25 protein-coding genes are annotated in these 25,879 nt (G+C 46.7%); 20 read left to right on the top strand and 5 right to left on the bottom strand.

Features of this window, described 5'->3' with window-relative positions; all coding sequences use genetic code 11:
• Positions 1-16: 16 nt before the first annotated feature.
• The 5 genes from odhB to QWY22_RS11365 all read left to right on the top strand — a co-directional run bounded on the left by odhB (position 17) and on the right by QWY22_RS11365 (position 5,544).
• The gene (odhB, locus tag QWY22_RS11385; RefSeq protein ID WP_300980998.1) at positions 17-1,288 is read left to right on the top strand and encodes a 2-oxoglutarate dehydrogenase complex dihydrolipoyllysine-residue succinyltransferase; all 1,272 of its coding nucleotides are present in this window, start codon (positions 17-19) and stop codon (positions 1,286-1,288) included.
• A gap of 327 nt (positions 1,289-1,615) precedes the next feature.
• Positions 1,616-2,206, top strand: a complete 591-nt coding sequence (locus QWY22_RS11380) for a DedA family protein (RefSeq protein ID WP_300980997.1) — start codon at positions 1,616-1,618, stop codon at positions 2,204-2,206.
• 68 nt (positions 2,207-2,274) lie between these two features.
• Complete coding sequence (locus QWY22_RS11375) at positions 2,275-2,472, top strand: DUF6501 family protein (protein ID WP_300980996.1); 198 nt, start codon at positions 2,275-2,277, stop codon at positions 2,470-2,472.
• Positions 2,473-2,823: 351 nt separating this feature from the next.
• Positions 2,824-3,681, top strand: a complete 858-nt coding sequence (locus QWY22_RS11370; RefSeq protein WP_300980995.1) for an AAA family ATPase — start codon at positions 2,824-2,826, stop codon at positions 3,679-3,681.
• A 9-nt stretch (positions 3,682-3,690) separates the two neighbouring features.
• Positions 3,691-5,544 carry a nitric oxide reductase activation protein NorD gene (locus tag QWY22_RS11365; protein WP_300980994.1) on the top strand — a complete coding sequence of 618 codons (1,854 nt, stop codon included), beginning with the start codon at positions 3,691-3,693 and terminating at the stop codon, positions 5,542-5,544.
• A 559-nt stretch (positions 5,545-6,103) separates the two neighbouring features.
• Here QWY22_RS11365 and QWY22_RS11360 read toward each other — a convergent pair.
• Both QWY22_RS11360 and QWY22_RS11355 read right to left on the bottom strand, forming a co-directional pair.
• Positions 6,104-7,279: a toxic anion resistance protein gene (locus QWY22_RS11360; RefSeq protein ID WP_300980993.1), complete on the bottom strand. Its 1,176-nt coding sequence runs from the start codon at positions 7,277-7,279 to the stop codon at positions 6,104-6,106.
• On the bottom strand, positions 7,251-7,949 hold the full coding sequence (locus QWY22_RS11355) for a 5-bromo-4-chloroindolyl phosphate hydrolysis family protein (RefSeq protein ID WP_224077074.1): 699 nt from the start codon (positions 7,947-7,949) through the stop codon (positions 7,251-7,253). The genes QWY22_RS11360 and QWY22_RS11355 overlap by 29 nt, the downstream gene beginning before the upstream one ends.
• 208 nt (positions 7,950-8,157) lie before the next feature.
• On the opposite strand from QWY22_RS11355, the gene QWY22_RS11350 reads away from it, so the two are divergent.
• The 5 genes from QWY22_RS11350 to QWY22_RS11330 all read left to right on the top strand — a co-directional run bounded on the left by QWY22_RS11350 (position 8,158) and on the right by QWY22_RS11330 (position 13,235).
• Positions 8,158-8,454, top strand: a complete 297-nt coding sequence (locus tag QWY22_RS11350) for a DUF1033 family protein (protein WP_300980992.1) — start codon at positions 8,158-8,160, stop codon at positions 8,452-8,454.
• A 184-nt stretch (positions 8,455-8,638) separates the two neighbouring features.
• Complete coding sequence (locus QWY22_RS11345) at positions 8,639-8,839, top strand: cold-shock protein (protein ID WP_036803234.1); 201 nt, start codon at positions 8,639-8,641, stop codon at positions 8,837-8,839.
• Between the two features lie 287 nt (positions 8,840-9,126).
• Positions 9,127-10,788, top strand: a complete 1,662-nt coding sequence (locus QWY22_RS11340) for a M4 family metallopeptidase (RefSeq protein WP_300980991.1) — start codon at positions 9,127-9,129, stop codon at positions 10,786-10,788.
• Positions 10,789-10,963: 175 nt separating this feature from the next.
• A complete protein-coding gene (locus tag QWY22_RS11335; RefSeq protein ID WP_300980990.1) occupies positions 10,964-12,595 on the top strand; it encodes a M4 family metallopeptidase in 1,632 nt (543 codons plus the stop codon).
• 157 nt (positions 12,596-12,752) lie between these two features.
• The gene (locus QWY22_RS11330; RefSeq protein ID WP_300980989.1) at positions 12,753-13,235 is read left to right on the top strand and encodes a YkvA family protein; all 483 of its coding nucleotides are present in this window, start codon (positions 12,753-12,755) and stop codon (positions 13,233-13,235) included.
• Between the two features lie 167 nt (positions 13,236-13,402).
• Here the strand turns inward: QWY22_RS11330 and QWY22_RS11325 are convergent, their stop codons facing one another.
• Both QWY22_RS11325 and QWY22_RS11320 read right to left on the bottom strand, forming a co-directional pair.
• Entirely contained in the window at positions 13,403-15,010 is a 1,608-nt protein-coding gene (locus QWY22_RS11325) for an ABC-F family ATP-binding cassette domain-containing protein (RefSeq protein WP_300980988.1), read from the bottom strand.
• A gap of 185 nt (positions 15,011-15,195) precedes the next feature.
• Positions 15,196-15,429 carry a protein YuzH gene (locus QWY22_RS11320; RefSeq protein WP_074510928.1) on the bottom strand — a complete coding sequence of 78 codons (234 nt, stop codon included), beginning with the start codon at positions 15,427-15,429 and terminating at the stop codon, positions 15,196-15,198.
• Positions 15,430-15,517: 88 nt separating this feature from the next.
• Here QWY22_RS11320 and QWY22_RS11315 point away from each other — a divergent pair, with 88 nt between their 5' ends.
• The 3 genes from QWY22_RS11315 to QWY22_RS11305 are packed head-to-tail and all read left to right on the top strand — an operon-like array spanning position 15,518 to position 18,378.
• A complete protein-coding gene (locus QWY22_RS11315) occupies positions 15,518-16,693 on the top strand; it encodes an MFS transporter (protein ID WP_300980987.1) in 1,176 nt (391 codons plus the stop codon).
• Positions 16,690-17,643, top strand: coding sequence for a magnesium/cobalt transporter CorA (corA, locus tag QWY22_RS11310; RefSeq protein WP_300980986.1), 954 nt, complete (start codon positions 16,690-16,692; stop codon positions 17,641-17,643). The genes QWY22_RS11315 and corA overlap by 4 nt, the downstream gene beginning before the upstream one ends.
• 21 nt (positions 17,644-17,664) lie before the next feature.
• A complete protein-coding gene (locus QWY22_RS11305) occupies positions 17,665-18,378 on the top strand; it encodes a YjjG family noncanonical pyrimidine nucleotidase (RefSeq protein WP_300980985.1) in 714 nt (237 codons plus the stop codon).
• A gap of 117 nt (positions 18,379-18,495) precedes the next feature.
• Here the strand turns inward: QWY22_RS11305 and msrA are convergent, their stop codons facing one another.
• A complete protein-coding gene (gene msrA, locus QWY22_RS11300) occupies positions 18,496-19,032 on the bottom strand; it encodes a peptide-methionine (S)-S-oxide reductase MsrA (protein ID WP_300980984.1) in 537 nt (178 codons plus the stop codon).
• Positions 19,033-19,182: 150 nt separating this feature from the next.
• Here msrA and QWY22_RS11295 point away from each other — a divergent pair, with 150 nt between their 5' ends.
• The 7 genes from QWY22_RS11295 to QWY22_RS11265 all read left to right on the top strand — a co-directional run bounded on the left by QWY22_RS11295 (position 19,183) and on the right by QWY22_RS11265 (position 25,869).
• Positions 19,183-20,127, top strand: coding sequence for an LCP family protein (locus QWY22_RS11295; protein ID WP_300980982.1), 945 nt, complete (start codon positions 19,183-19,185; stop codon positions 20,125-20,127).
• A 59-nt stretch (positions 20,128-20,186) separates the two neighbouring features.
• Positions 20,187-21,374 (top strand): AI-2E family transporter, encoded by a 1,188-nt coding sequence (locus QWY22_RS11290; protein WP_300980980.1) that lies wholly within the window; start codon positions 20,187-20,189, stop codon positions 21,372-21,374.
• A gap of 62 nt (positions 21,375-21,436) precedes the next feature.
• Positions 21,437-21,859, top strand: a complete 423-nt coding sequence (locus QWY22_RS11285) for a sporulation protein (RefSeq protein WP_036803264.1) — start codon at positions 21,437-21,439, stop codon at positions 21,857-21,859.
• Positions 21,860-21,923: 64 nt separating this feature from the next.
• Positions 21,924-22,748 carry a GNAT family N-acetyltransferase gene (locus QWY22_RS11280; protein WP_300980979.1) on the top strand — a complete coding sequence of 275 codons (825 nt, stop codon included), beginning with the start codon at positions 21,924-21,926 and terminating at the stop codon, positions 22,746-22,748.
• Entirely contained in the window at positions 22,748-22,963 is a 216-nt protein-coding gene (locus tag QWY22_RS11275) for a hypothetical protein (RefSeq protein WP_300980978.1), read from the top strand. The genes QWY22_RS11280 and QWY22_RS11275 overlap by 1 nt, the downstream gene beginning before the upstream one ends.
• Positions 22,964-23,076: 113 nt before the next feature.
• Positions 23,077-24,027 carry a LysR family transcriptional regulator gene (locus QWY22_RS11270; RefSeq protein WP_300980977.1) on the top strand — a complete coding sequence of 317 codons (951 nt, stop codon included), beginning with the start codon at positions 23,077-23,079 and terminating at the stop codon, positions 24,025-24,027.
• Positions 24,028-24,228: 201 nt separating this feature from the next.
• A complete protein-coding gene (locus QWY22_RS11265) occupies positions 24,229-25,869 on the top strand; it encodes an ABC transporter substrate-binding protein (protein ID WP_300980976.1) in 1,641 nt (546 codons plus the stop codon).
• The last annotated feature ends 10 nt before the right edge of the window (positions 25,870-25,879 follow it).

Here is a 25,879-nt window from a genome sequence, read left to right as displayed (position 1 = left end):
TAAGGAGGAATTTTTTGTGGCAGAAATTAAAGTACCAGAATTAGCAGAATCGATTACAGAAGGAACGATCGCTCAGTGGCTCAAACAGCCAGGCGAAACAGTTGAAAAAGGTGAATTCATCGTTGAATTGGAAACAGATAAAGTAAACGTTGAAGTTATCTCTGAAGAAGCGGGCGTTGTACAAGAGCACTTGGCTAAAGAAGGCGACACTGTTGAAGTTGGACAAGTGATTGCAATCGTCGGCGCATCTTCAGGCGAAAGTGCTGCACCAGCTGCTGCACCTGCACCGGAAGCGAAAGAAGAAGCTCCAACAACATCACAGCCAGGAGCTACAATGGAAGCAAAAGAGGAAGCTCCGGCAGTTGAAGAGCAAACGTCTTCAGAACGCACAATCGCTAGCCCGGCTGCGCGCAAACTGGCTCGTGAAAAAGGCATCGATCTTGCTGCTATCTCTCCGGTAGACCCGATGGGCCGTGTACGTGTACAAGACGTAGAAGCTCATGGTTCAAAACCGGCTGCTGAGTCTGCACCTGCACAGAAAGCGGAAGCTCCAAAAGCCTCTGCACCTTCTTCTGATGAAGAATCTGGCCGCGTCGTCCGCGAGAAAATGTCTCGCCGCCGCCAGACGATTGCAAAGCGTTTGTTGGAAGTTCGCCAAAACACAGCTATGTTGACAACATTCAATGAAATCGACATGACCAACGTTATGGCGTTGAGAAGCCGCAAAAAAGATAAGTTCCAACAGGATCATGATGGAACTCGCCTTGGCTTCATGTCATTCTTCACAAAAGCAGTTACAGCAGCACTTAAGAAATACCCTTACGTGAACGCTGAGCTTGACGGCACAGATCTATTATTGAAACAGTTCTACGATGTAGGCATTGCAGTTTCTACAGAAGAAGGGCTGGTTGTGCCAATCGTCCGCGATACAGACAAGAAAAACTTTGCTGAAATTGAAGCGAGCATCGCAGACCTTGCGAAAAAAGCCCGCGACAAAAAGCTTTCAATTGCTGACATGACAGGTGGATCATTCACCATCACTAACGGCGGTGTATTCGGATCATTGATGTCTACTCCAATCTTGAACGGAACACAAGTAGGGATTCTTGGAATGCACACTATCCAAAAACGTCCGGTAGCAATTGGCGATTCAATTGAAATCCGCCCAATGATGTACGTGGCTCTTTCTTATGACCACCGCGTAATCGATGGCAGCGACTCAGTTGGCTTCCTGAAAATGATCAAAGAATTGATCGAAAACCCAGAAGACCTATTGCTTGAATCTTAATTAGAAAAGCGGAAAGAGCCGTTTAGCTTCGACAGGCATAAGACGATTCGGCGAAGCGGCGCCTTCTGCCGCACAGCCGGAGTGGCTTATGACCCGAGAAGCTGGCTCTTGCAGCTGGACAATTAGTAAAGCGGAAACGGCCGTCTAGTCTCGACAAGCGCTGAAGGCTTTGAATGCCTGAACTCTTGCAGCTGGACAACTAGCATAACCGTCCCAAACTGGACACAAATTCATACAGTTAACTACTTTTAAGGATGTCCCTGCGTTGCAGGGACATCCTTTTTTTGTCATGATAGAAGGAGATGAGTCAAAAGGCAGGCGTTAAGTATGGATTTAACTTTTTTAATGGATCTGGTAAAGGAATATGGCTACGTCAGCATGTTCATTTTCAACTGGCTGCTGCTCTTTGGCATGCCTTTGCCAAACGAAGTAGCGGCTTCTTTTTCAGGCGTCTTGACCGAAATCAGCTCATTCCATCCGGTCTATGCATTCATCTCTGCTTATTTAGGGTTGATTACAAGCAACTCGTTCGCATATTTGATTGGTCGGGTATTGGGGAAACGCCTGATCAACAAGCTGAACCGGACCCGTTTTAAGAGCGCGGTCAGCAACGTAACGGAATTTTTGGAGCGGCACGGCAAAATGGCGATTTCGTTTAGCTTTTTCCTTCCCGGCGTCCGCTGGGCAATGCCTTATGTTGTCGGCGCAAACCGTTATCCGTTCGGCCAATACATGCTGTATGCCTACACCGCGGGATTTGTCTGGATGTTCATTTATTTTAATTTGGGCAGGACTTTCCCATATGCTTATAAATCCATTCTGGAACACCTCCAAGTTGCGCTGACGGTTTTATCCATAGTCGTGGTTTGTGCCGTGGTGCTGCGCGTATACTTGCATTCCCGGACTGCGAAGAAATAACGGCATTTGAAATCCTTAACGTAATTCCTTATACTAAATGAATAGACAGATTGAAAAGGATGAGGACTGTGATTCACAACGAATGGTTGACAAAAGAGACAATCCGCACGGTAACGTGCAAGCATACCGATGCTGCAAAGTTTTTGGTATCGAACGTACTGACAGAAGGCAAAACCTACGAAGTGAAAAATGAAACGGAAGAATTTTTGTTCGTCGTAGACAACACCGGAAAAGTCGGAGGATTCTACAAAACATATTTTGAGTAAGAAATGCGGAAAGAGCCGTTTAGCTTCGACCGGTATAAGACGGACCAGCGAAGTGGCGTGTTTTTGCCACCTAGCTGGGTCGGCTTATAACCCGAGAAGCTGGCTCTTGCAGCTAGACAAGAAATGCGGAAGCGCCTGTCCAGCCCCGACAAGCGCTGGAGGTTTTGAAAGCCATGGCGCTTTCCAGCTATGGATTCAAGGCCGAAGTGACTCGAGGGGCTAGGCGCTGCAGCTGGACAGTAAGAAAAGCGGAAACAGCCGTTTAGCTTCAACCTAAAGAAATCCATAACCCAAATAACAAAACAGACCGATGGAAGCTCATCGGTTTTTTCTATGAAATGAGGAGTTTGCATGCATTTTATTGAGCAGGACATTCAAAACAGAACGGCCCGTGAACACGGCGATTACAAGAAATTGATCGGCGAAGGCGGTTATATCGCGCCCGACGAGAATTTATGGCAGGATATTCTTTCGGCCGTGGTGTTGCGCAAGCCCGTGCTTTTAAAAGGGCCAACAGGCGCCGGCAAGACGAAGCTGGCCGAGAGCATTTCAGCGACGTTCAAGCAGCCGATGCAAAGCATTAACTGTTCCGTCGACCTCGACGCGGAAGCGCTCCTTGGCTTTAAGACACTCGTCCAGCGGGAAGGGGAGAGCCGCATCGAGTTCGTGGAAGGGCCGGTAGTAACCGCGATGAAGCAAGGGCATTTTTTGTACATTGATGAAATCAATATGGCCAAGCCCGAAACGCTGCCGATTCTTCACAGCGCACTGGACCACCGGCGGATGATGACCAACCCGTTTACCGGTGAAGTGATTGAAGCACATCCGGATTTTGGTGTCATCGCTGCAATCAACGAAGGCTATATCGGAACAGCTCCAATGAACGAAGCGTTAAAAAACCGGTTTATCGCTTATCCGATTCCGTATTTGACGGGCGACCAGCTGCAGCAATTATGGAACCGGGAATTTCCGGAAGCTGACCAGGCACTCAAAAACTTTATGCTGGAGTTGGCAGCCGATTTGATGAAGCAAGTGCAAAACGGCTTGCTGTCAGAAGAAGCGGCTTCCATCCGCAGTTTATTGGATGCAACGGCGCTGGCGCAGCACATGGATCCGATGCGTGCGGTCCAATACGCCATTGCTGAAAAACTGGAAGATGACAGTGAACGCGATTTGTTCATGGACTTGGCGAATACTTGGAAGAAGTAGGTGAAGGCAATGGCTTCAGTCAATCGCTTTATCCAATTTAATAATGAAACGATCGATACGAAATTGCTCCACCAAATGGAGATGCTGGCGGGTGCATTGGCGGATGCCCCTTATCTAAAAGTGACAACGCGAAAATTGATTGAATTCCGGCCGTCGGAAGCATCGGTGTCAATCAGTGTTTTTTGGCGCCATCGCCCGAAAAATATTGAACGCAATGGCTATTTATCCGATGTTTATTTACTGGGTGCGGGGTATTGGCGCCATTTTAATATGAAGGCCTGGCTGCGATTTAAAGGTGCAGCTGCAGAGCTTCCAAATTTAAAAGAACAGCTGCTGTTGTGTGCAGAAGAGTTTCGGTTGATTGAAAAAATCAGCAAAGAGCGGCCGGGAACAGCTGAAGCTTTCACAATAAGAGAGTCTGTTTATGTGGATTACCACAAGGATCAATACCGGCAGAACCGGCAAAAAGGTTTTTTGGCGGATGCTTTTTTAAATGCGGCATTTTTGCGCTTAAGAGGGGAAGAAGCGCCGGACAGTGAAGCATTCGAGCCGTTGTTCTTTCTATGGACGGGATTATTCGATGCAAGGTCCACCGCTGATGCGGCAGCAGTAGTGAAACGCCTGCTGCCGCGGCTGGAATATATATTGGCAGAAGACATGGTGCACACGTATTATACATTCGGCGAAGCGGCAGATAAAGCGCCGCCTTACCGTTACCATGAAGGCATCGAGCCTGAAGAGGGAAACCAGGAAGAAGAAATCGAAACGATTGAGGAATGGTTCCAGTCCTGGCACCGCGAAACAGAAATATCGGAAGCACCGGCGATGGAATATGAACTCGAACGAGGCGATTCCAGCTATGCAGAAGGCGGCCGGGAAGATGAAGGTAGCGGGGATGTCCAGCAGACGGCGAAAGGCGATTCCCGCGGTGAACATCAGGAAGACAATGACGCAACCGACCAGCGGATGGAAAGCGAACCGAAAAAAGCAGCTGGCAAATTCGGCGCTGCCAATGATGGAGTGGTTTACGCGGAAAAAAGGATCGCGGCATCAAAAGACCAACGGGCGGTTATTGAAGACTGGCGCAGAAAACAAGCGCCGTATGTGCGGGCGTTACTGCGCGAGCTGAAAAAACGCATGACGCAGCGCCGGCAAGATGTGCGGCACAATTTGAATGCCGGCAGATTGTCGAGAAATCTGTTGCCGTTGGTGATTGAAGAACGACCAAAGCCGTTTTACCGGAAAACTGCGCCCTCCAAAGAACTGGATGCCGTTTTTTGTTTGCTGATTGACGGTTCGGCATCGATGATTGATAAACTCGATGAAACGAAACAAGCCGTCCTGCTATTCCACGATGTGCTGCGCGGATTGAATGTACCGCATGACATTGTGCTGTTTTATGAAGATGCATACGAGGCAAGCGACGCAGCACAACCGAATTACTTTGAATGGATGCACAAACTGGAAGACGGCAGCCGTGACCATGCCGAGGAAATTGTTTCGATGGAAGCGCACGAAGACAACCGGGACGGCTTTGCCATTCGCTGGATGAAGGACCGCATCAACAAGCGGCCCGAAAAGCACCGCTTTATGCTGGTATTTTCAGACGGAGAACCATCTGCCTACAACTACGCCGAAAATGGCGTCGTAGACACGGCCAATGCGGTTTCCGAAGCGAAAAAGCAGGGCATCGAAGTGCTGCATCTGTTTCTGAGCAGCGAACCGACAACCGATGAACAGGCCGCTTTTTACCGCATGATGTATGGCAATAAATCCGTCAGCGCTGACTCGCTCGAGCAATTTGTCGAACAGACACTGCGGCTGTTGAAGCGGACACTGCATTTGGTGATTCAGTCTGGATAATTGGTGAAAAAATGCAGTCTGCGCAGGAGTCGAGAAAATACATTCGAAAGCAAAGAAGATAGGATGTTAAAATAGCTTTGCTTCTTCATATGGGACAGAGCTATCCTAAAACCCTCTGTGCATGCGCGAAGGATTCATTTCATTAGTTTACTTATATAAGAGATAAATAATTTCCGGAAAAAGGGTTGCTTTCAATTAGTGGTGAAATACTTTCATTTTGGACGTGAATACTTTCTGTTCACACGTATTTACTTTCTTTTCGGTGGAAGAAGAAGATTTTGCAACAGCAACAACCCGGTTTCCGGGCCGTTGCTGCCAAAACGGATGGGTTCCACGACGCGGAACCCATCCGAAGAGCCCACTGTGCCATGCACGGTGGGCTTTCCAATATATTTTTATGTATTTTGAGAGCTGGCTACTCCTAGAAAACGAGAATACTGTCCTGGATAGCCGAAATACTGTCCGCTCGAACAGAAATACTGTCCCAGCCAGCCATATACTGTCCGCACGGCCAAAAGGCACAAAAAAACCCGAAAGCTCACAAGCTTTCGGGTTAACATCATGCACGCCCTTCGCGGTCGTCTTGGATCGACAGCAGGCGTTGTTTCAAATCTTCTTCCATTTTGCCGATTTCAATTTCTGCCGCTTTGCGGTTTTTGCGTCCTTCAGCTTGGATGCGAAGCGTTTCTTCAATCGTGGTCAGCAAGTTTTCCTGCGTTTGTTTCAAGGTTTCAATTTCCACTATGCCGCGCTCATTTTCTTTGGCCGTTTCAACGGAATTCACTTTCAGCATTTCGGAGTTTTTCAGAAGCAATTCATTTGTCGTAGCGGTGACTTGTTTCTGGGCTTCGACTGCTTTCATTTGGCGGTTCAACGTCAAAGCGATGGCAATCTGGTTTTTCCATAACGGAATCGATGTCATGATGGACGATTGAATTTTTTCCGCCAAGGTCTGGTTGGTCTGCTGGATCATCCGGATTTGCGGTGCGCTTTGAATTGTGATCTGGCGAGACAGCTGCAAATCGTAAAGCCGTTTTTCCAGGCGGTCCAAAAACTGCGCCATATCGTTGACTTCCTGGTAGGCCATTTGGTCGTTCGATTGCTCGGCGCGGCGGCGTAGAGTTGGAATCGTTTCATTCAAAATTTCATCGCGTTTTAATTCGGCAGCGGCAATATAGACGTTCAGCGCCTGGAAGTAAGTTTTGTTCTGGTCGTAAAGCTGTTCCAGCATTTGCACGTCTTCCAATAGGCCGCGTTTTGAGTGGTCCAGCTGGATGCTGATGCGGTCCACTTGAGTGGAAAGCTTCTGATATTTTGTCATCATTTCCTGAACGGAGTACTTCGCTTTCGCAAACAATTTGCGCAACCCCGACTTTTTGCTTTGGGACAGTTCTTCTGGATTCAATTCCTGCAATTTTTTCATCAAATCATTCAAAACATCTCCAACAGGGCCGATGTCTTTCGACTGGACGTGATCCAGCATTTTATGGGAAAACTGGCTTAATTGGTTTTGCGCATTCGCTCCGTATGTTAAAATAGCTTCATAATTGCCGGCAGGAATTTGTTTGGCCAGTTCGCGCGCCTTTTCCTGTTCGTCTTTAGTCAACCGTTCCATTAACGCTACAGGCTGTCCGCCCGGCTTAGCCAGATTTACTTCCTGCGCAACCGGCTCCATGCCGAAGGGGTTGCCCAGCAAATCATCAAGTTCACTTTGATTCGAGCGATTTTCTGTCATGTTCCACGTCTCCTTCACTGTCAGTAGGGTATTGTTCGAGCAATTTCTGGTTGTTGTGCTGGTCGACGGTCAGACGGGCATAGTCGAGCTCCATCCGAAGCTGTTCGACATCGGTAGACAGCACTTTTTTCAAATCGCGTTCCAGCACATCGCTCATCGAATGCAGCGTTTCGCGTGTGTCTTGAAGAGCCACTTTCAATTCACGGTCTTTTACCGGCTGGCCGACAAGCAAAGCGTATTTCTGGGTTAATTCCACTGCAGATTCGAGATGCGAATAAAAGAACGATTCCGCCAAATAAAACTTGCGGGGATTTTGCTGCACATGGGCAACAATCTTGTTGGCGACTTTCGCCATATTCATTAACTGCTTAAACGAAGAGATTGAACGTACCTGGTAAGAACTCTTCTGCAATTGTTTGATTTTCAATTTGGCTTCTTTTACTTGATTGCGTACATTTTTATATTCACTCCGGGTCATGCCGAGTTTTTTCGAATCGGACGAATATTGTACATGTTTCATAGTAGAGGTGCTGGCAAGATATGTTCCGGCGGCCACGGCTCCTGAAGCGATCAGCCCGATTTCTGCACCCATATACAATACGGGAAACATGACGGTCATAAGAGGCAGGCTGACGGTCTGCCGTTGGATGAATTTTTCAAAAGGCTTCATGAAACTGTCCTCCTTTGGTGCAGCTGTTACTATATATACGAAATAAGCCGCTAAAAGTTTCAAATGATTCCTTGTCTCCTTCCTATTTTACAAGGAATAAGAAGCCAATACAAACTTTGCGACTGCCAGAAAAAAGGCAGTCAAAGAACTAGACATATTTAGACAGTTCTGGGAGAATGCTTATAGGGAAAGAATGGAGCGGATTTACATGCATGAAATTTTTTACACGAAAGGCTTCGAAGAACCGTGGTGGATGTTGGAAGGCTGGGAAAAAGACATCTATGAACAGAAGAGCTTTGACGAGTTTCAGAAAGCTCTCGCCTATTTCGAAGAAAGAAAAAAAGGCATGGACCAAAAATTCTCCAGCAGCAAATCCAAAGGACAGGGAGCTATTGCATATTGGAATGAAGGCGATTTGGCTTTTTGCGAAGATTGCGAAGAAAATCTGCAAATTTATCATGGATTGTTATGGACGTACAACAAAAAGCCTATAAATAGTTTTTAGATTTATTTGACTTATCAGTTTTAATTGCTATAATAGACTTATAGAACTAAAGATTACACCACGAACCGCTATTCACCTATTCAAAAAAGTGATCAGCTAGTGATGGTACTTTTTTGAATATGTGAATTTTTTTAATGGAAAAATTCCATATTGAAAATTTTTTATTCCCAGGAGGTTTTTACACATGCAACAAGGTACAGTTAAATGGTTCAACTCAGAAAAAGGTTTCGGATTTATCGAAGTTGAAGGCGGAGATGACGTATTCGTTCACTTCTCAGCGATCCAAGGCGAAGGCTTTAAAACGCTTGACGAAGGACAAAAAGTAGAATTTGAAGTAGAGGAAGGCAACCGCGGACCTCAAGCTACAAATGTAACTAAAATCTAATCTCCAAGACCTGCTCATCATTGAGCAGGTCTTTTTTTTATAAAACAGAGCAGTGGCCTTTAAAAAATACCATCAAAATTTCTAAGCTAATCAAAAACATATCAAAAGGCAGTGCAATAGTAGTTTAATTAGTTGGAACATTTTAAACATTCATTTATCGGGATGTGAAATAACATATTTTGAGGAAATAAAAAACAGATATTGAAGCCTATATCCTCAATTAGGGCAAACCGCTATTCTTTAAGAAACCGCCAGACAATGACGGCAAATTAAAGGAGTGAACCCCAATGAAATCTAAGAAACTACTGACATTAAGTTTGGCCGCCGCGTTAGCCTTATCGGCAACTTCTGCATCCGTCTATGCCTCTCCAACTAATGCCGTCAATGAAAAAGTGCACGTCAACCAGAAAAGCGGAACCACTGATTTCATCGCTGGGAAATTGACGCTGCCATCGAAAAAGTCTGCTAAAGATACTGTCTATGATTATCTGTCCGAAAAGGAAGGGCATTATAAAATCGGCAAAGAAATTGCTGCAAACTTTAAAGTAATCAGCGAAAAGAAAGACGAGCTGGGCTTCACGAACTTAAAACTTCAGCAAGTCTATAAAGGAGTGCCGGTATTCGGTTCTGTCATCTCCGCGCATGTTGATTCAGAAGGAGTGCTGACTTCCGTTTCCGGAGGGCTGGTTCCGCAATTATCTAAACAAGCAAAACTCCATAAAGGGCATCAATTGAAAGCAGCCGAAGCTTCCGCTTTGGCCCTGGCTGATTTAAAAGCTGAACTTGGCGGATCTCCCGAATTGGACCATGAAGAAGCACCGGAACTGGTTGTCTATCTAGATGAAGAAACCGCAAAATATGCGTATAGCGTCGAATTCGAATTTTTAGCGCCATCACCGGGCAATTACCAGTATTTCATTGACGCCCAAAACGGGAAAGTGCTTGATTCCTACAACCAGATCCATGAAGCGAAGGGAGCTTCAGGAGTTACCGCTCCATCCGGCACCAATTCCGTCGCGAGCGGCAAAGGCGTACTTGGGGACATAAAATCATTGAATACGGTCGTCAGCAGCAATGGGTCGTATTTAGTGGATAAGACACGGGGCAACGGCATTTTTACATATGATGTAGGCAACCGTACGCGAGTGCCGGGGACACTGTGGCTGGATGCCGACAACGCATATAATGCAGCCTATGACGGAGCGGCAGTAGATGCCCATGTTTATGCCGGCCAGACTTTTGATTATTATAAGAACATCCATAACCGCAACAGCTACGACGGGCAAGGGGCTCAGCTGGTTTCCACCGTCCATTATGGCCGCAGCTACAATAACGCTTTCTGGAACGGATCGCAAATGGTGTACGGTGACGGTGATGGCTCGACGTTTATTCCACTGTCCGGCGGGCTAGATGTTATTGCCCACGAATTGACGCACGCAGTTACAGACACCACAGCCGACCTGATTTACCAGAACGAATCGGGCGCCATCAATGAATCGATTTCGGATATCTTTGGCACGCTTGTGGAATATCATGCCAACAACAAACCGGACTGGCTGATCGGCGAAGATATTTATACGCCGAAAGTAGCTGGCGATGCGCTTCGCTCCATGGCCGATCCGACATTGAACGGAGATCCGGACCATTACTCGAAACGCTATGTCGGCACGAGCGATAATGGCGGCGTCCATATCAACTCAGGCATCAGCAACAAAGCGGCCTATTTGCTAGCAAATGGCGGCACCCATTACGGCGTCCAAGTGACGGGCATCGGCAATGCTAAAACCGAAAAAATCTTCTACCGGACTTTGACACAGTACTTAACGCCAAGCTCGAACTACAGCCATTACCGCGTGTCTACTATCCAGGCGGCAACGGATCTATACGGTGCAAGCAGTGCAGAAACGGCAAGTGTGAAAGCTGCCTTTTCGGCAGTCGGTGTGAATTAAATAGAATGGGTAAGGCCACTCGCTTAGAGTGGCCTTTTTTCATTTTTCAATACAGGTATTTGAACCTGAATCCGTTAGAATAAAACAGATAAAGATGACTATATATTCTGAAAATTAAAGGAGGTAAGATGTATATAAAAGGAAAAGCACAGATGACAAAAAAGGAGTGAATCCAGTGAACAGGAGCCGTTTATGTTGCTTGGCAGTGGCCGCCTTTCTGATTTTGGCTTCACCGGTTCAAGCTGCAACCGGTACAGCAATTACGGAGCAAGTCTATGCCAGTTCAGACAGCACAGCTCCAGCATTTATTGCCGGGAGTTTAACTAGGAGTTCTTCTGAAAGTGCGAAAGAAATCATCTATGCCTATCTGGATGAAAAAGAGGAGCTGTACGGGCTGGTTGAAGATGAAGCCACCCAGTTTCAAATCGTCAGCGAATCAGTGGATGAACTGGGATTGGCCAATGTGAAGCTGCAGCAGCTGTTCAATGGCATTCCGGTATTCGGTTCGATCATTTCCGCTCATGTAGATGCAAACGGTGTGCTGAAGTCGGTATCAGGTGAACTGGTGCCGGATTTAGCAGCAATTCCTGCTTTAAAGGAAAAGGCAGCTTTGGCGCCAGCGCAAGCATCTGCCGGCGCGCTCCAAAACTTGCAGCAGTTGTACGGGCGGAAAATGGAGATGGCTCCTTTGGAAAAACCGGAGCTGATCATTTATTTAGATAAGAAAGTTCCTGTGCTTGCTTACCATATCCGCTATGAGTTTTTGTCACCGGTACCCGGGAATTACCATTATTTTATTGACGCCAAAACGGGTGCGGTTCTGGAATACTACAATCAAATCCACGGAGCTGCACCGGACGGCATCGATTCGATAACCAATGGAACGGGTGTGTTGGGCGACCGGAAACAAGTAAATACTGTACGGAACAGCGCAGGATCTTATTTAATCGACCGGACTCGTGGCAAGGGAATTTTCACTTATGATGCAGCAAATGGAACCGAACTTCCCGGAACGCTGTGGCTGGATGTGGACCATCAATTGGACGGCCTTTTGGACGGGGCCGCAGTGGATGCCCATCATTATGCCGGACTGACTTTCGATTATTTTAAAACGGTGCATGACCGCAATAGCTACGATGGCCAAGGAGCAGCGATTGTGTCGACGGTCCATTACGGCAAAGCTTACAACAATGCATTTTGGAGCGGCAGCCAGATGGTTTACGGAGATGGAGACGGTGAGAAATTTCTGCCATTATCGGGATCTCTCGATGTGATTGCGCATGAATTGACGCATGCCGTAACAGAATCGACAGCTGGACTCATTTACTGGAACGATGCCGGAGCGATCAACGAATCGATGTCGGATATTTTCGGTGTGCTGATTGAGCATGCCTACAGCGAAACCCCGGACTGGCAAATCGGTGAGGATGTGTATACACCGAAAGTTGAAGGCGACGCGCTTCGCTCTCTGGCCGATCCGACGTTGAAAGGCTTGCCGGACCACTATACAAAACGCTACTTGGGCTTGGAAGACTTCGGCGGCGTCCACATCAATTCGTCGATCAGCAATAAAGCCGCCTACTTGCTTGCGAATGGTGGAACCCATTACAACGTTAAAGTGGAAGGAATCGGCATCGAAAAAACCGGAAAGATCTTTTACCGGACCTTGACCCAGTATTTGACGCCGACCACAAAATTCAGGCAGCTGCAGGCAGCAAGCGTTCAGGCGGCCACCGATCTGTACGGAGCAGACAGCCAGGAAGTGACAAGCGTCAAAGCCGCTTTTGCTGCGGTGGGATTAAAATGATAGGGGATTCACAGAAGAAGTTCCGGAAGAGCCGCAAGTCATCTGCGGTTCTTTTTTTACGGAATGGTGAAGGAATTGTTTAGCCGACCTATAGATGAGGGTATAATTCATCTAAATCGGCTTGTACGCTAAGACTGACTTAATAGGGGGATTCGCAATGGCCAATGCCAATGATTATTTGAAAAAACCGCTTCCGAGCGAAGCAGAACAGCAGGATTTTTATAAAAAATTGCGCAGCAAAATAGAGGGTTGGCTCGATAAACGTTCCGGATTCGTCAGCAAAATCGGGAAATACGTTTTGTTTGCCCCGGATCTGTTTCACTTGCTGACTCGATTGATGCTTGATTCACGCATTGATGCGAAAAGCAAAGGGGCCGTAGGAGCAGGGATTCTGTATTTCTTTGCACCGATGGACTTTCTGCCGGAAATCCTGGTAGGGCCAGGAGGCTTCCTGGATGATGTGGTTGTAGCCGTATTCATCATCAATACGTTATTGAACAAGTTCCCAATCGAAGTGATTGAAGAACACTGGGCAGGGGATGTTGAACTGTTGTCCGTAGTGCGCGGCGTCACGCATTCGGGCAATAAATACGTTTCCAAACTGCCGGCAGGCCGCCTGGTAAAACGTTTCATGAATTAAAAAAGCCGCGGCGTAAATGCCGCGGTTTTTGCATAGGTTGATCCTTTTGCTGAGAGAAGTGCAAACAGATTCTGCAAAAGTGAGCAACCTGTTTGTTATGCCTTCTCACTGCTTCAACAAATGAAAAAATCCCGCCTGCCGAACTTCGGCAGGCGGGATTTCGTTTATTAGTTTGTAATGCCTTGCGTTTCTTTCCACTCAAGGAATTCATCGTAAGTCAATTGCTTGTCAAGGATGCTTCCGTCTTCACGGATTTCAATCACACGGTTTGCAACGGTTTGGATAAACTGATGGTCATGTGAAGTGAAAACCATCGCACCTTTGAATGCAATCATGCCATTGTTGAGCGCCTGGATGGATTCCAAATCCAAGTGGTTGGTTGGTTCATCCAAAAGCAGGACGTTGGCATGCGACAGCATCATTTTCGATAGCATGCAGCGGACTTTTTCTCCACCGGAAAGGACAGAAGGTTTCTTTTTCACTTCTTCGCCGGAGAACAGCATTCTGCCGAGGAAGCCGCGCAGGAACGTTTCGCTTTCGTCTTCCGGTGAGTATTGGCGAAGCCAATCTACCAGCGATTGCTCGCTGCCTTCAAAGTAAGCGGAGTTGTCGATCGGCAAGTAAGCGCGTGAAGTGGTAACACCCCAGCGGACCAACCCTTCAGCCGGCTCGTCTTCTTCAGCCAGGATGCGGAGAAGCGCCGATTTTGCAAGCGGATCGCCGATCAAGACGATTTTATCGTCTTTGTTCATATTGAAGCTGATGTTGTTTAACAATTGATTGCCGTCAACGGTTTGGCTAAGGTCTCTAACTGTCAGCACATCGTTGCCGATTTCGCGGCCGATGGTGAAGTTGACGAATGGGTATTTGCGGGAAGAAGGGCGGATGTCGTCGAGCTCAATTTTATCGAGCATTTTCTTCCGGGATGTCGCTTGCTTCGATTTGGAAGCATTCGCAGAGAAACGGGCGATAAACGCTTGAAGTTCTTTGATCTTTTCTTCCTTTTTGGCGTTCTGGTCGCCAGCCAATCGGGTAGCCAACTGGCTTGATTCGTACCAGAAGTCGTAGTTCCCTACATACAACTGGATTTTCCCGAAGTCAAGGTCGGCAATATGCGTACATACTTTGTTCAAGAAGTGACGGTCATGCGATACGACAATAACAGTGTTTTCAAAGTTGATCAGGAATTCTTCCAGCCATTTGATGGCGTTCAAGTCCAAGTGGTTCGTCGGCTCATCCAGAAGAAGGACGTCCGGTTTCCCGAACAACGCTTGCGCAAGCAAAACTTTCACTTTGTCTGAACCGGATAATTCAGCCATTTTTTTGTCGTGAAGGTCTTCGGAAATGCCAAGGCCCTGAAGCAAAATAGCCGCCTCGGATTCAGCTTCCCAACCGTTCAGTTCAGCGAATTCACCTTCGAGTTCAGCGGCGCGCATGCCGTCTTCATCGGAGAAGTCTTCTTTCATATAGATGGCATTTTTCTCAGCCATGATTTCATAAAGTTTTTTGTGCCCCATAATAACCGTTTCAAGAACCGGATATTCTTCGTATTCGAAGTGATCCTGTTTCAGGACGGCCAAACGTTCGCCGGAACCCATTGTTACGTTGCCCGATTGCGCTTCCAGGTCGCCGGACAAAATCTTGATGAATGTCGATTTCCCTGCCCCATTGGCGCCGATCAATCCGTAGCAATTGCCCGGGTTGAACTGGATATTTACATCTTCAAAAAGTTTGCGGTCGCCAAAGCGAAGGCTTACATCATTTACTGCTATCATTTTTATACGTACCTCCCAAATTTCACAATAAGAATAGTATACCATGAATGCTGTTAAAATCGATAGCATTCAGCAGCGGTCTGGGATAAACTTAAAAAAGGGAAAGCTGAAACGGCCTTTGAAACAAGCACCTCTGAAATTTGGAGAGCCAGAAGAGGTGCCGGCCCATCAAGCACAGAGGGGGTTTATTTATATTTGCGTTCTTTGTAAGCTTCCAGAAGGCCGAGGTCTTTATTAAGCAAGTATTCCATGCGCACATAGTCTTTGCGCGTCGGGATATGTTCTTTGGTTAAGCCTTTCATCGAGAAGATGAAATAATAGCCGCCGATTTGACGGAACACCACCACCACGTGGGGAAATTCGTCGAAAATGGCTTTGATGTTATAGCGTTTTGCATAGCTCCAGTTTACGATTTTCATCCTTGTGCCCGCCTTTCACATCCATTTTAATGGCTCGTGTCCGGGAACACAAGTTTGTATGACCGAATTGCTTAAGGAGGAATGATTTGTGACTGCTCCATCCAATAAATCGGTGCTTGGCCTGATGGTCTTGGCCATCTTTTTCGTCTCGCTGAACTTGCGGCCGGCCATTTCTTCCATCGGCCCGCTGCTTGAAACCATCCGCACCGATTTGGCCCTGTCCAATAGCCAGATCAGCCTGCTCACATCTGTTCCGGTGTTTTGCATGGGGCTGTTTGCACCGCTCGCGGTAGGATTTAACCGGAAATTCGGCATGAAGCGCTCGGTTTCCATCTTGATTATTGTCATCGGCACATTGACGCTGGTCCGCGGGCTTGTGCCGTCTTATCCTGCACTGCTTGCCAGCGCCTTTTTCATCGGCCTGGCGATTGCCATCATCAGCCCGTTATTGTCCGCGATGATCAAGCGCAACTTCCCGACACGGCCCGCGTCTTTGATCGGCGTGTATTCGTTCGGCATGGGGCTTGGTGCGACACTCAGTTCCGGACTGACGGGGGTATTTTACACGATTCTCGACTGGCCGCTGGCACTTGCCAGCTGGGGGTTGCTTGCCGTTGCCGCTTTGATTCTCTGGCAGCGCGTTGAAGAGCCGCAAAGTGATGCGCTGGAAGTGAGGGGAGAGCCGGCCCGTTCCCCTTGGAAAAACAAGCGCGCTTGGCTGATGCTGCTGTTTTTCGCTTTCCAGTCTGCTTTGTTTTTCTCCTTGATTACGTGGCTGGCGCCGATTGCAAGCGATAAAGGCATGAACATTTTGACAGCCGGTGCTGTCTTGACGGTCATGTCTCTGGTCCAGCTGGTTGGCAACTTGTCCATCCCGGCGCTTTTGGGCAAATTCCCAAGCCGCCTTCTTTGGACGTTTGTGTCGCTTGGCTCCGGTGCTGCCGGCATTCTGTTGTTGATGATTGAAGGGACCGCCTTTATCTGGCTTGCGGCTGTGCTGCTTGGCATTACGCTTGGCGGCTTGTTCCCGATTGCGCTGTTGATGCCGCTCGATGAAAACACACGGGCCGATGACGTCAACAGCTGGACGGCAATGATCCAGTCAGGGGGCTATATCATTTCCAGCATCATGCCTTTTGGCATCGGATTCTTGTATGACCGCTACGGCACGCATGACATCACCTTAAATCTGATGTTGGGCTATATCCTGGTGCTGGCAGTATGTGCATTATTGTTGAATAAAAAGGTGAGGGAAACTAAATGATCCGAATCCAAGCAATCAATCAACAAAATAAGATGGTTTTCGATCCGTCTTTGGCGGAATTGGAAGGGATGAAATGGTACTGGGTGGATTTTGTCGACCCTACTGACGAAGAAATTGGGCTGCTCAGCAGCCATTTCAAATTTCATCCTTTGGCTATTGAAGACTGCATCCACTCACTTCAGCGGCCGAAGCTTGAGTACTACGACGATATGAATTTCCTGGTTTTTCATTCGCTCGATCCGGAAACTTTGGAAGCCCAGGAAATCGATGTATTCATAGGAGATAATTTTATCGTTTCGTTCCATTTTCAGGATTTGAAAGAAGTCAATCTGACCTGGAATTATTTCAGTCCGCCAAATGCGCACGGACAGTTTAAGCCGGTGGAAGTGACCTATAAATTGATGGATAAAGTGGTGGATTCGTTTTTTCCGCTGGTCGAGCATCTGGAAGACCAGCTGGCAACCATTGAAGACGCCGACCGGGTGAAAAAAGCGGATAAAACGATTATGGAAACCACGTTTACGGTGCGGCGCGATTTGTTCAAATTGCGGCAAATCGTGGTGCCGACGAGGGACTTGGTTTACCGCATCCTGGAATCCAAGCGGTTTATCCTGCAGGAGCATAAACGTGCCTATTTCCAGGATATTTATGACCATTTGATCAAATTAAGCCAAATGATCGACTCCAACCGTGAACTGACGTCCGATATCCGCGACAATTACATTTCGCTGAATTCGTATCGCATGAACAATATCATGAAAACTTTAACGGTCATCACGACCATTTTCATGCCGCTGACATTCATTGCCGGCATTTACGGCATGAACTTTGTACACATGCCGGAACTGGAATGGAACGGCGGCTATTTTGCCGTGTTGACGGTGATGCTGCTTCTTGGAACCGGCATGTTCGCCTGGTTTTATTCCAAAGGCTGGTTTGAAAACGATTAACGGATAAGGAAGGGACGAGCCATGAAACAATACACGACGATTTTTTTTGATATTGACGATACGTTGATGGATTTTAGAAAATCCGAAACGGCTGCGTTGCATAATACGTTTATGGAACACGATTTGCCGACCGGCTTCGCTGATTACCACGGCAGCTACCGAAAAATCAGCCAAGTGCTCTGGCAGGACTTGGAACAAGGAAAGATTGCCATCCGCGATTTGGGCATCGAACGTTTCAAGCGCTTGTTTTTGGAGCACCAGCTGGATATCAGCGCCGAAGCTTTTTCAAAGTTGTATCTGGATTTCCTTGGCCAGGAGTCGCATTTGATGCCCGGCGCGGATGAACTGATGGAAAGCCTTCAAGGCTGCACGCTCGCGGTGATCACCAATGGCTTTGGGGAAGTGCAGAAAGCGCGCATCCAGAATTCCCCGCTCAGCGACCGCTTTGAGCATGTGATCATTTCAGAAGAAACGGGCTACCAGAAACCGCAGAGCGGGATTTTTGATTATGCGTTCAGACAGCTTGGCCTGTCATCAAAAGAAGGCGTATTGATTGTCGGCGACTCGCTGAGCTCGGATATCCAAGGCGGCCATAATTACGGCATCGATACTTGCTGGTACAACCCGTTTGGCAAAGAAAATCCCACCTCCATCCGGCCAAGCTACGAAATCCGGGAACTGCTGGAACTGCGAGAAATTGTTCGCGGCCAAAAAGTTGCATTGAATAATTTATAATAGAAGAAAAGGCGTCCAGCAAACGGGGCGCCTTTTTGATTTTTGGTCGCTATGCGTCATTTACAAAAAAACAGTGCCAAACCATGATAGGTTTCGCACTGCACAAAAATAGCCGGTTTAACTGCTGGCTTCGGTTTTTTTCCAAGTTTCAGAAAGGAATTCATCGCGTCCGGAAATGGCGCGGTCTTCTTTGTAGTGTTCCGGGTTTTTCTTGTAGAAATCCTGATGATAATCTTCAGCCGCATAAAACGGACCGGCGTCCAGAATTTCAGTGACGACCGGCTTTTTGAAGCGGCCGCTTGCGTCCAAGTCGCGCTTCGATTGTTCGGCCAGCTCCCGCTGTTTTTCGGTGTGGACAAAAATGGCGGGGCGGTACTGGGAGCCGCGATCCTGGAACTGGCCGTCGTTGTCGGTCGGATCGATTTGCTGCCAAAAGATTTCAAGCAGCTGTTCGTACGGAAAAACGTCTGGCTGGAAAGTGATTTCCACTGATTCCAAATGGCCGGTAGTACCGGTTTTTACTTGTTCATAGGACGGGTTTTCAACATAGCCGCCGGTATAGCCGGAAACGACGCGTTCAATGCCGTCGAACTGGTCAAACGGTTTGACCATGCACCAGAAGCAGCCGCCTGCAAATGTAGCTTTTTCTGTCATATAGGTGGCTCCTTTCGCCTTAATATAGAAAAAATCTTACCACTCCCCCTGTTTTACGACAATAAATATGTTTATAATAGTTGAGCAGAAACTTCTTCATGCCTTATGACGTCCCATGTAAGGCATCAACTAGAAAGGAACGTGTAGATTATGGAAGAAGAACTCAAGCCAAGCCGGAGCCGGCGCAAAAGAAAAAGGCTTCGATTCAGAGGCATTTTATTCCTGCTGTTTCTAGCGATTGTCGCGGCCGGAATTTATGCTGTTGTGCAGTTTCAAAGTGGATACAAACTAGCTGAAAATACAGATTTGCCTAAAATGGAATTTGACGGAGACCCAGAGAATGGAGATTTTCAGAATATCTTGATCATCGGAGTGGATTCACGCGGGGAAGAAAAGTCTCGTTCGGATACTATGATGCTGATGTCGCACGATAAAAATACAGACGAAGTGAAATTGACCTCATTTATGCGTGATATTTATGCAGATATTCCGGGATACCAATCATACAAACTGAATGCTGCTTATTACTTGGGGGGTGCCAATCTTCTCGCCGATACGTTGCGTGAGATGTTTGGATTAGAAATCCATCATGTAGCGCAAATCGATTTCGCAAATTTTGAGCAAATGGTCGACATAGCTGCACCAACTGGTGTGGAAATTGATGTAGAGAAAGATATGTCTGAAAAAATTGGAGTTTCTTTAACTAAGGGTACTCATACATTGAACGGCAAAGAACTGCTAGGGTATGCGCGTTTCCGTGCAGACAGTGAAGGCGACTTCGGGCGTGTACGCCGCCAGCAGCAAGTTCTGGCCGCGTTAAAAGATGAAATGATCAGCGTTTCGGCAATTCCTAAATATCCAAAACTGGCAGGAGCAGTTCAAGGCTATATCGAGACCGATTTGCCGACATCCGACCAGGTAAAGCTTGCGATGGAGCTTGCCAAAAGCGGGAAGAGTGATATCGGCCGTTTGACGGTACCCGTCAAAGGTACGTTTTGGGATGCCCGCTACCCGAATGCAGGAGCTGTTTTGGAAATTGATGTGGAACAAAACCGACAAGCCCTTTCTGAATTTTTGTCCCAACCACTTAATTAAAATGTCAGATAATATGCTAAAATAGTAGCATAACGAATTTTAAAGAAAGTAGGAGTGGCATGGAGACGGAAAAACAATCTTTTTTCAATACGAATTTTATCCGTTTTCTCGGAGGAACCAATACTTTATTCACCTTGATCGCTTTAGTGCTGATCGGCTTGGTCATTTTCATTTTCCGGGAAGTGTCGTTCATCTTTGATCCGCTGCTATTGTTTATGCGGACCATTTTCCTGCCGGTCATCTTGGCGCTCGTGCTGTATTACTTGCTGCGGCCGATTCTTCGGATGCTCGAGGGACTCAAAATTCCGCGCATTTGGGGAATTGTCATTATCTTTGTGGCGTTGACAGGATTGATCACCTTGCTTATCGTCCTGGTGCTGCCGTTCCTGCGCGAACAGACGCAGCGGCTGATTATGGAGTTTCCGGATTATTTCATGCAGCTGTTGACCAATTTGGATGCCTTTTTGCGCACTTCCTATGTCGGCGATTACTATGTGGATTCGAGCTTTAATATCGAACAGCTGCTGACGACGCTGCCGACGACGTTTAATGAAACGTTCCAAACAACTGCAACCGGCTTGCTGGCGCGGTTGACGGATTTTATCAGCACCGTGACGGGGGTCGTTCTATCGATCATCATTGTGCCATTTATCTTGTTTTACTTGCTGAAAGACGGAGAAAAATTCCCTGAATATATCCTGAAATTGATGCCCCCGCGTTTCCGTGAAGATACGAGATCGGTATTTCGTGAAGCGGACCGCCAAATTGGGGCCTATATCCAAGGGAAAATCATTGTCGGCATCTTTATCGGGGTGATGGTTTACATCGGCTTCCTAATCATCCGCCTGGATTATGCGCTGCTGTTCGGCTTCCTGGCAGGAGTGACGAGTGTGGTGCCATATATCGGCCCGGCAATCGCTTTTACGCCGGCTGCAATTGTCGGCATCGTCATTTCGCCGTTTATGCTGCTGAAAGTCGGCATTGTCTGGACCATCGTCCAGATTTTTGAGAGCAATTTGATTTCACCGCAAGTTATGGGGAAAACAATGATCATCCATCCGATTACGATCATATTTGTCTTGCTGACAGCCGGTTCCTTGTTCGGCATAGCAGGAGTCATTCTCGGAATACCGGCTTATGCCATTCTGAAAGTGCTTGTGGCCCATTTCTACAAATTGTTCAAACGGCGCTACAACAAACATGAATCCAATCTGGACCATCAATACGATTACACCGAATTGCAGTAACGGTTTAAAAAAGGCTTAATAGTGGTAAAGAAGGACTAGTAAATACTGGAGGGTGCAACTTTATGCATTTTAAACAATTTCTTAGCTCTATTGGGATTGGTTCACTGAAAGTCAATACAGTCGTAGAAAGGCCACATTTAGAAGAAGGCGAGACATTGAATGGAACGGTCTATTTTACCGGCGGCAACAGCGACCAGGAAATCGAATTCATTGAGCTGAATGTGATTAAGCAAATTGAAAATTACCGGGAAGACAGCGACTTTGATGTCATCGAAAACATTGTCGCCAAACAATCGCTCGAATTTATCGGTTCGGTCAAATCGAAAGCTGCAGTCATGCATCAATTTGAAATTGTGCCGGATGAACGCTGGATTTTGGAAAATCCAAAAGGAAAGCTGATTCTGCGGACGATTGTTCATGTCAACAATGGTGTAGATGTGCACGACGAAGATGAAATTACGTATGGAACGACAGATAGTCTTTAAAAAGAAAGGCATTCAAATTGGATTTCAATTTGGATGCCTTTTGGACTTTTTGGAGGTGTTTTGTATGGCACTCGTCAATAACAAAGAACTGGCAAAGAAAATTGAGTATATAAAGAGAAAAGGAACGAAAGACTATATTGAAAAGCAGCTGGAACGGAACCCTTTTGCCAATTCGGCTTGTTTATCGCTCGAAGGAAAAGGTGATTTTTTCTATACAGGGAGCATGAGTTTCGGCGTTGGATTCGGCATGGAAGATTCGCTAGCGAAAAGGGACGTGGAGCAGATTGAAGAGTTCATTCGGAACAAAAAAGGGATTTCGCATGCCCGTTTTGAATTGACGCCGTTTTGTGATCCGCTGTTATTGGCATTGCTGCAGGAACAGCGCTATACATTGGAGCAATTTTTGGCGGTGTGGGTGCTGGATTTGAAAGCTTGGAAGCCTGTGGAAAAATCATTCCCTGGCAACACGGTGGAGATTGCAGTAGTGGCTAATGAAGACAGTTTTGAATGGGCTTGGACTGTAGCCCTCGGCATTTCAAAAGACAATACGGTCAGTGAAGAAACGATGGAAGCTACTCGGACATTTTTGGAAGTTCCCGGCAATACGGGGTTTCTGCTGAAGGATAACGGGGAAAGCGCTGCTGGCGGGACACTGGCAATCGACGGGCGGCTAGGCGAATTGTTTTTGGCCAGCACGGTTCAGGCATACCAGGGGAAGGGACATCAGAACCGGTTGATTGAAGAGCGCATCCGCTATGCAAAAGAGAAGGGCTGTACGCATATCACGGTGACTACCGAACCGAATACCGTTTCAGCCCGGAACATGGAAAAAAACGGCTTTGGGCTGATTTATAACAAAGCGATCCTTAGAAGCTCCGAGATAAAGTAATGAAACAGCCGCAAGCAAAAGCGGCTGTTATTTTCATTTTAGAAATAAATCGATTTTTCTCTAATACATGTAGAAAATTACATAAGGGTATTTATATTCATTCAAGTAAAGCCAACAACACAAAAGACAAAGAAAACAAGAAAAAATTGCAATCAACAAATCTTTATGAAGAAGGAAGGCAAATTTTATCGGTTATAGAAATGACATTAAGATAATTGAAGTTCCTTTTCCAATATTAGTTTTCAATAGAGCAAATACATCTCCAGTCCCGTGAAAATAAAGCGAAGAAGTAACAAGTTTTATATAAAGAGCAATAAACAGGGTTTCATTGTTTAAAAAGCAAAAATCGCTTATAATTAATGATACTGATAATCATTATCAACTAAGGAGATGCGCCATGTTAGTAAAACTGAACACGTTTAAGGTACTGGCTGAATGCGGGTCTTACACAGAAGCAGCCAAACGGCTTTTTTGTTCACAGCCTTCTGTCAGCCAACAGATTAAATATTTGGAAAAACATTACCAGTCAAAGCTGGTGATTCGTAAAAATAACGGCATAGAATTAACGGAGAAAGGCATTCTGCTGAAAGCGCAGACGGAGCAGCTGCTTAAACTGTATGAGGAAATGGAGAGGACTATGGCATCCGCTGGACTTATTCAACAGCCAGTAGCTTTGTATATGAGCCATTACATAGCAGAGAATTATTATGGAGAATTATTTGATGCCAGGTATCCATGCTGCCAGCAATGTCCATGGGAAATCAATGGGCACTGCTATAAAGAACTTAGAAAAAATCTGATTGAGAAAAAAACGAAATTCGCCATCATGCCCATCTATCCGGCGGATAAGCAGATTCAACAATCTTATAAGATCCAGCCCCTTTTTGAAGAAGAGCTGTATTTGGTCTTTTCATCCGAGCACGCTCTTGCCAAACGGAAGCTAATTTACGCAAAGGACTTACAGAATTTGCCGGTACTGCTAACTCAGAGCGTTTATTTGCAGGATCTTGTCAAACAAGCCCTCAAGGAAAAAGGTGTTGCGGTTTTCTATATGCAAATGACCGATTTTAAAATCATCAAAAAAGCATTGGAACAAAATACAGGCGTGTCGTTCATACCCAAAAAAGCCTTAGATCTGAATGATGCTTCCTTGGTATGCCATTCCATTAAAGGTATGCGCATCGTGAGGGAGAACGGACTTGTCATTGACCCCAGCCAGGAACTTAGTCCTTCCGAACAGGCTTATTGCCGGCATATCACCGAAAAGCTTTCCTCTTAACCATGAGGAAAGCTTTTTTTATTTGGCTATAAGCAATCCTTATAAGCCCATAAAGAAAAATAATACTAGTGGTTCAAAGGCTTTGGACAGAAGGAAAAGCCGACTTTCTTCATTCTCGCTGAAATTGATAATCATTCTCACTGGTGCTAAGTTAAATGAGTAAAGTAAAAAAAGAAAACAAATACCCGGGAGGAAATGGCGATGAAAAAGAAAGGTTTATGTATACTTGCAGGACTGATGCTGCTATTGACAGCCTGCGGCAATGAACATACTCAACAAGCAAGCAGTGAAACGGCTGCTGCAGAAACGGAGCGGGTGGAAAACCTGACCATCGGTTTGCATACCGATGTAGGACCGCTGAATATTTACACAGGCAATCTGGATTGGATGACCGATCTGGTTTACGACAAGCTGTTCTCACCGTCTCCATATGTTGATGAACCGATTCCGTGGCTCGCGGAAAGTGCGGAACAGCTTGGCGATAAGACATGGACTGTGAAAATCCGCTCCGGCATCAAATGGCACGATGGAGAAGAATTCACAGCAGAAGATGTTAAATTTACATACGAATATTACCGCGACGGTCCGGCAAACCGCCACACGCACCATGTCAGCGAAGTGCCGAAAATTGACCTTATCGAAATAGAAGAAGACGGAGAAACCATTAAATTTGAATGTGCTTATGCATGTCCGTCACTGGCTTCCATTACATTCGCCGATTTGCCGATCCTGCCTGAGCACATCTGGAGCGATGTGAAAAACCCGCGGAAATTCACCAATTTGGCGGTAGGTACAGGCCCTTACGAATTGACTGATTACCAAGCCGACCAATCGTACCAGTTTAAAGCCAATGATGAATATTTCATGGGAACCCCTACCGTCGGTTCACTCACAATGCCGGTCATCAAAGATTCAACAGCGATGTTCAATGCGCTGCGCTCCGGTGAAATTGACGTGTCGTCCCGGACGGTCCCGGCTGAACTCGTTTCTTCATTCGCTTCTGACAAAAACATGCAATTGGCGGAAACCTCAGCGCTGTCCATTGTGCAGTTCGGCGTTAATTACGAAATGGCACCATTCAATGACGGTGCATTCCGCCATGCACTGTCGCTTGCTGTTGATGGCCAGTCGATTGTTGACACTATTTTACTTGGACAAGGAAAAGCCGGAGACCAAGGCTATCCGCATCCGGCTTCACCGTGGACCAATCCTGAATTATCGACGCCGTTTGATTTGGCGAAAGCCAACGCGGCATTTGATGAACTGGGCTACAAAGACCAGGACGGCGACGGCTACCGGGAAATGCCGAACGGCAAAAAATTGGCGCTTGCCATCAAAGTTTCTGCCGGCGAACCGATTTATGTCCGGACAGCTGAACTGTTGGTGGAACAGATGAAACAGGCGGGCTTGGAATTTGAAGTGAAGGCCATCGACCCCACAACATATGCTGCTGATGTTGCAGAAGACAATTTCGAAGCATACGTCAGCTTAATCGGACCTCATGGTGTAGCGGATCCGGATCAATTCATCATGTCGCACAAATCTGGTTACCTCTGGTCGAAAGAGCTGGAATACCCGGAGATGGACCGTCTGATTGCCGACTGGATGGCGGCCGCCACTATCGAAGACCGCAAAGCGATTTCGTTTGATATGCAGGAATTGTACAACAGCCAACCGACCGCTATTGCCCTTTATTATCCGCAGGAAATCTATGCTTATAATTCTTCCATATTTGATGGATATGTGGAGTCTCTGGGATACGGCGTCATCAACAAATACTCATTCCTGCCGAAAAAAACACAGCAAGCGGTATCCGCTACAAAGCCCCAGCTGATTGAATAAGGTGGTTGAT

The organism is Planococcus liqunii, assembly GCF_030413595.1.
Classification (GTDB): Bacteria; Bacillota; Bacilli; order Bacillales_A; family Planococcaceae; genus Planococcus; species Planococcus liqunii.
This window is presented reverse-complemented; position numbering and strand designations above follow the sequence as displayed.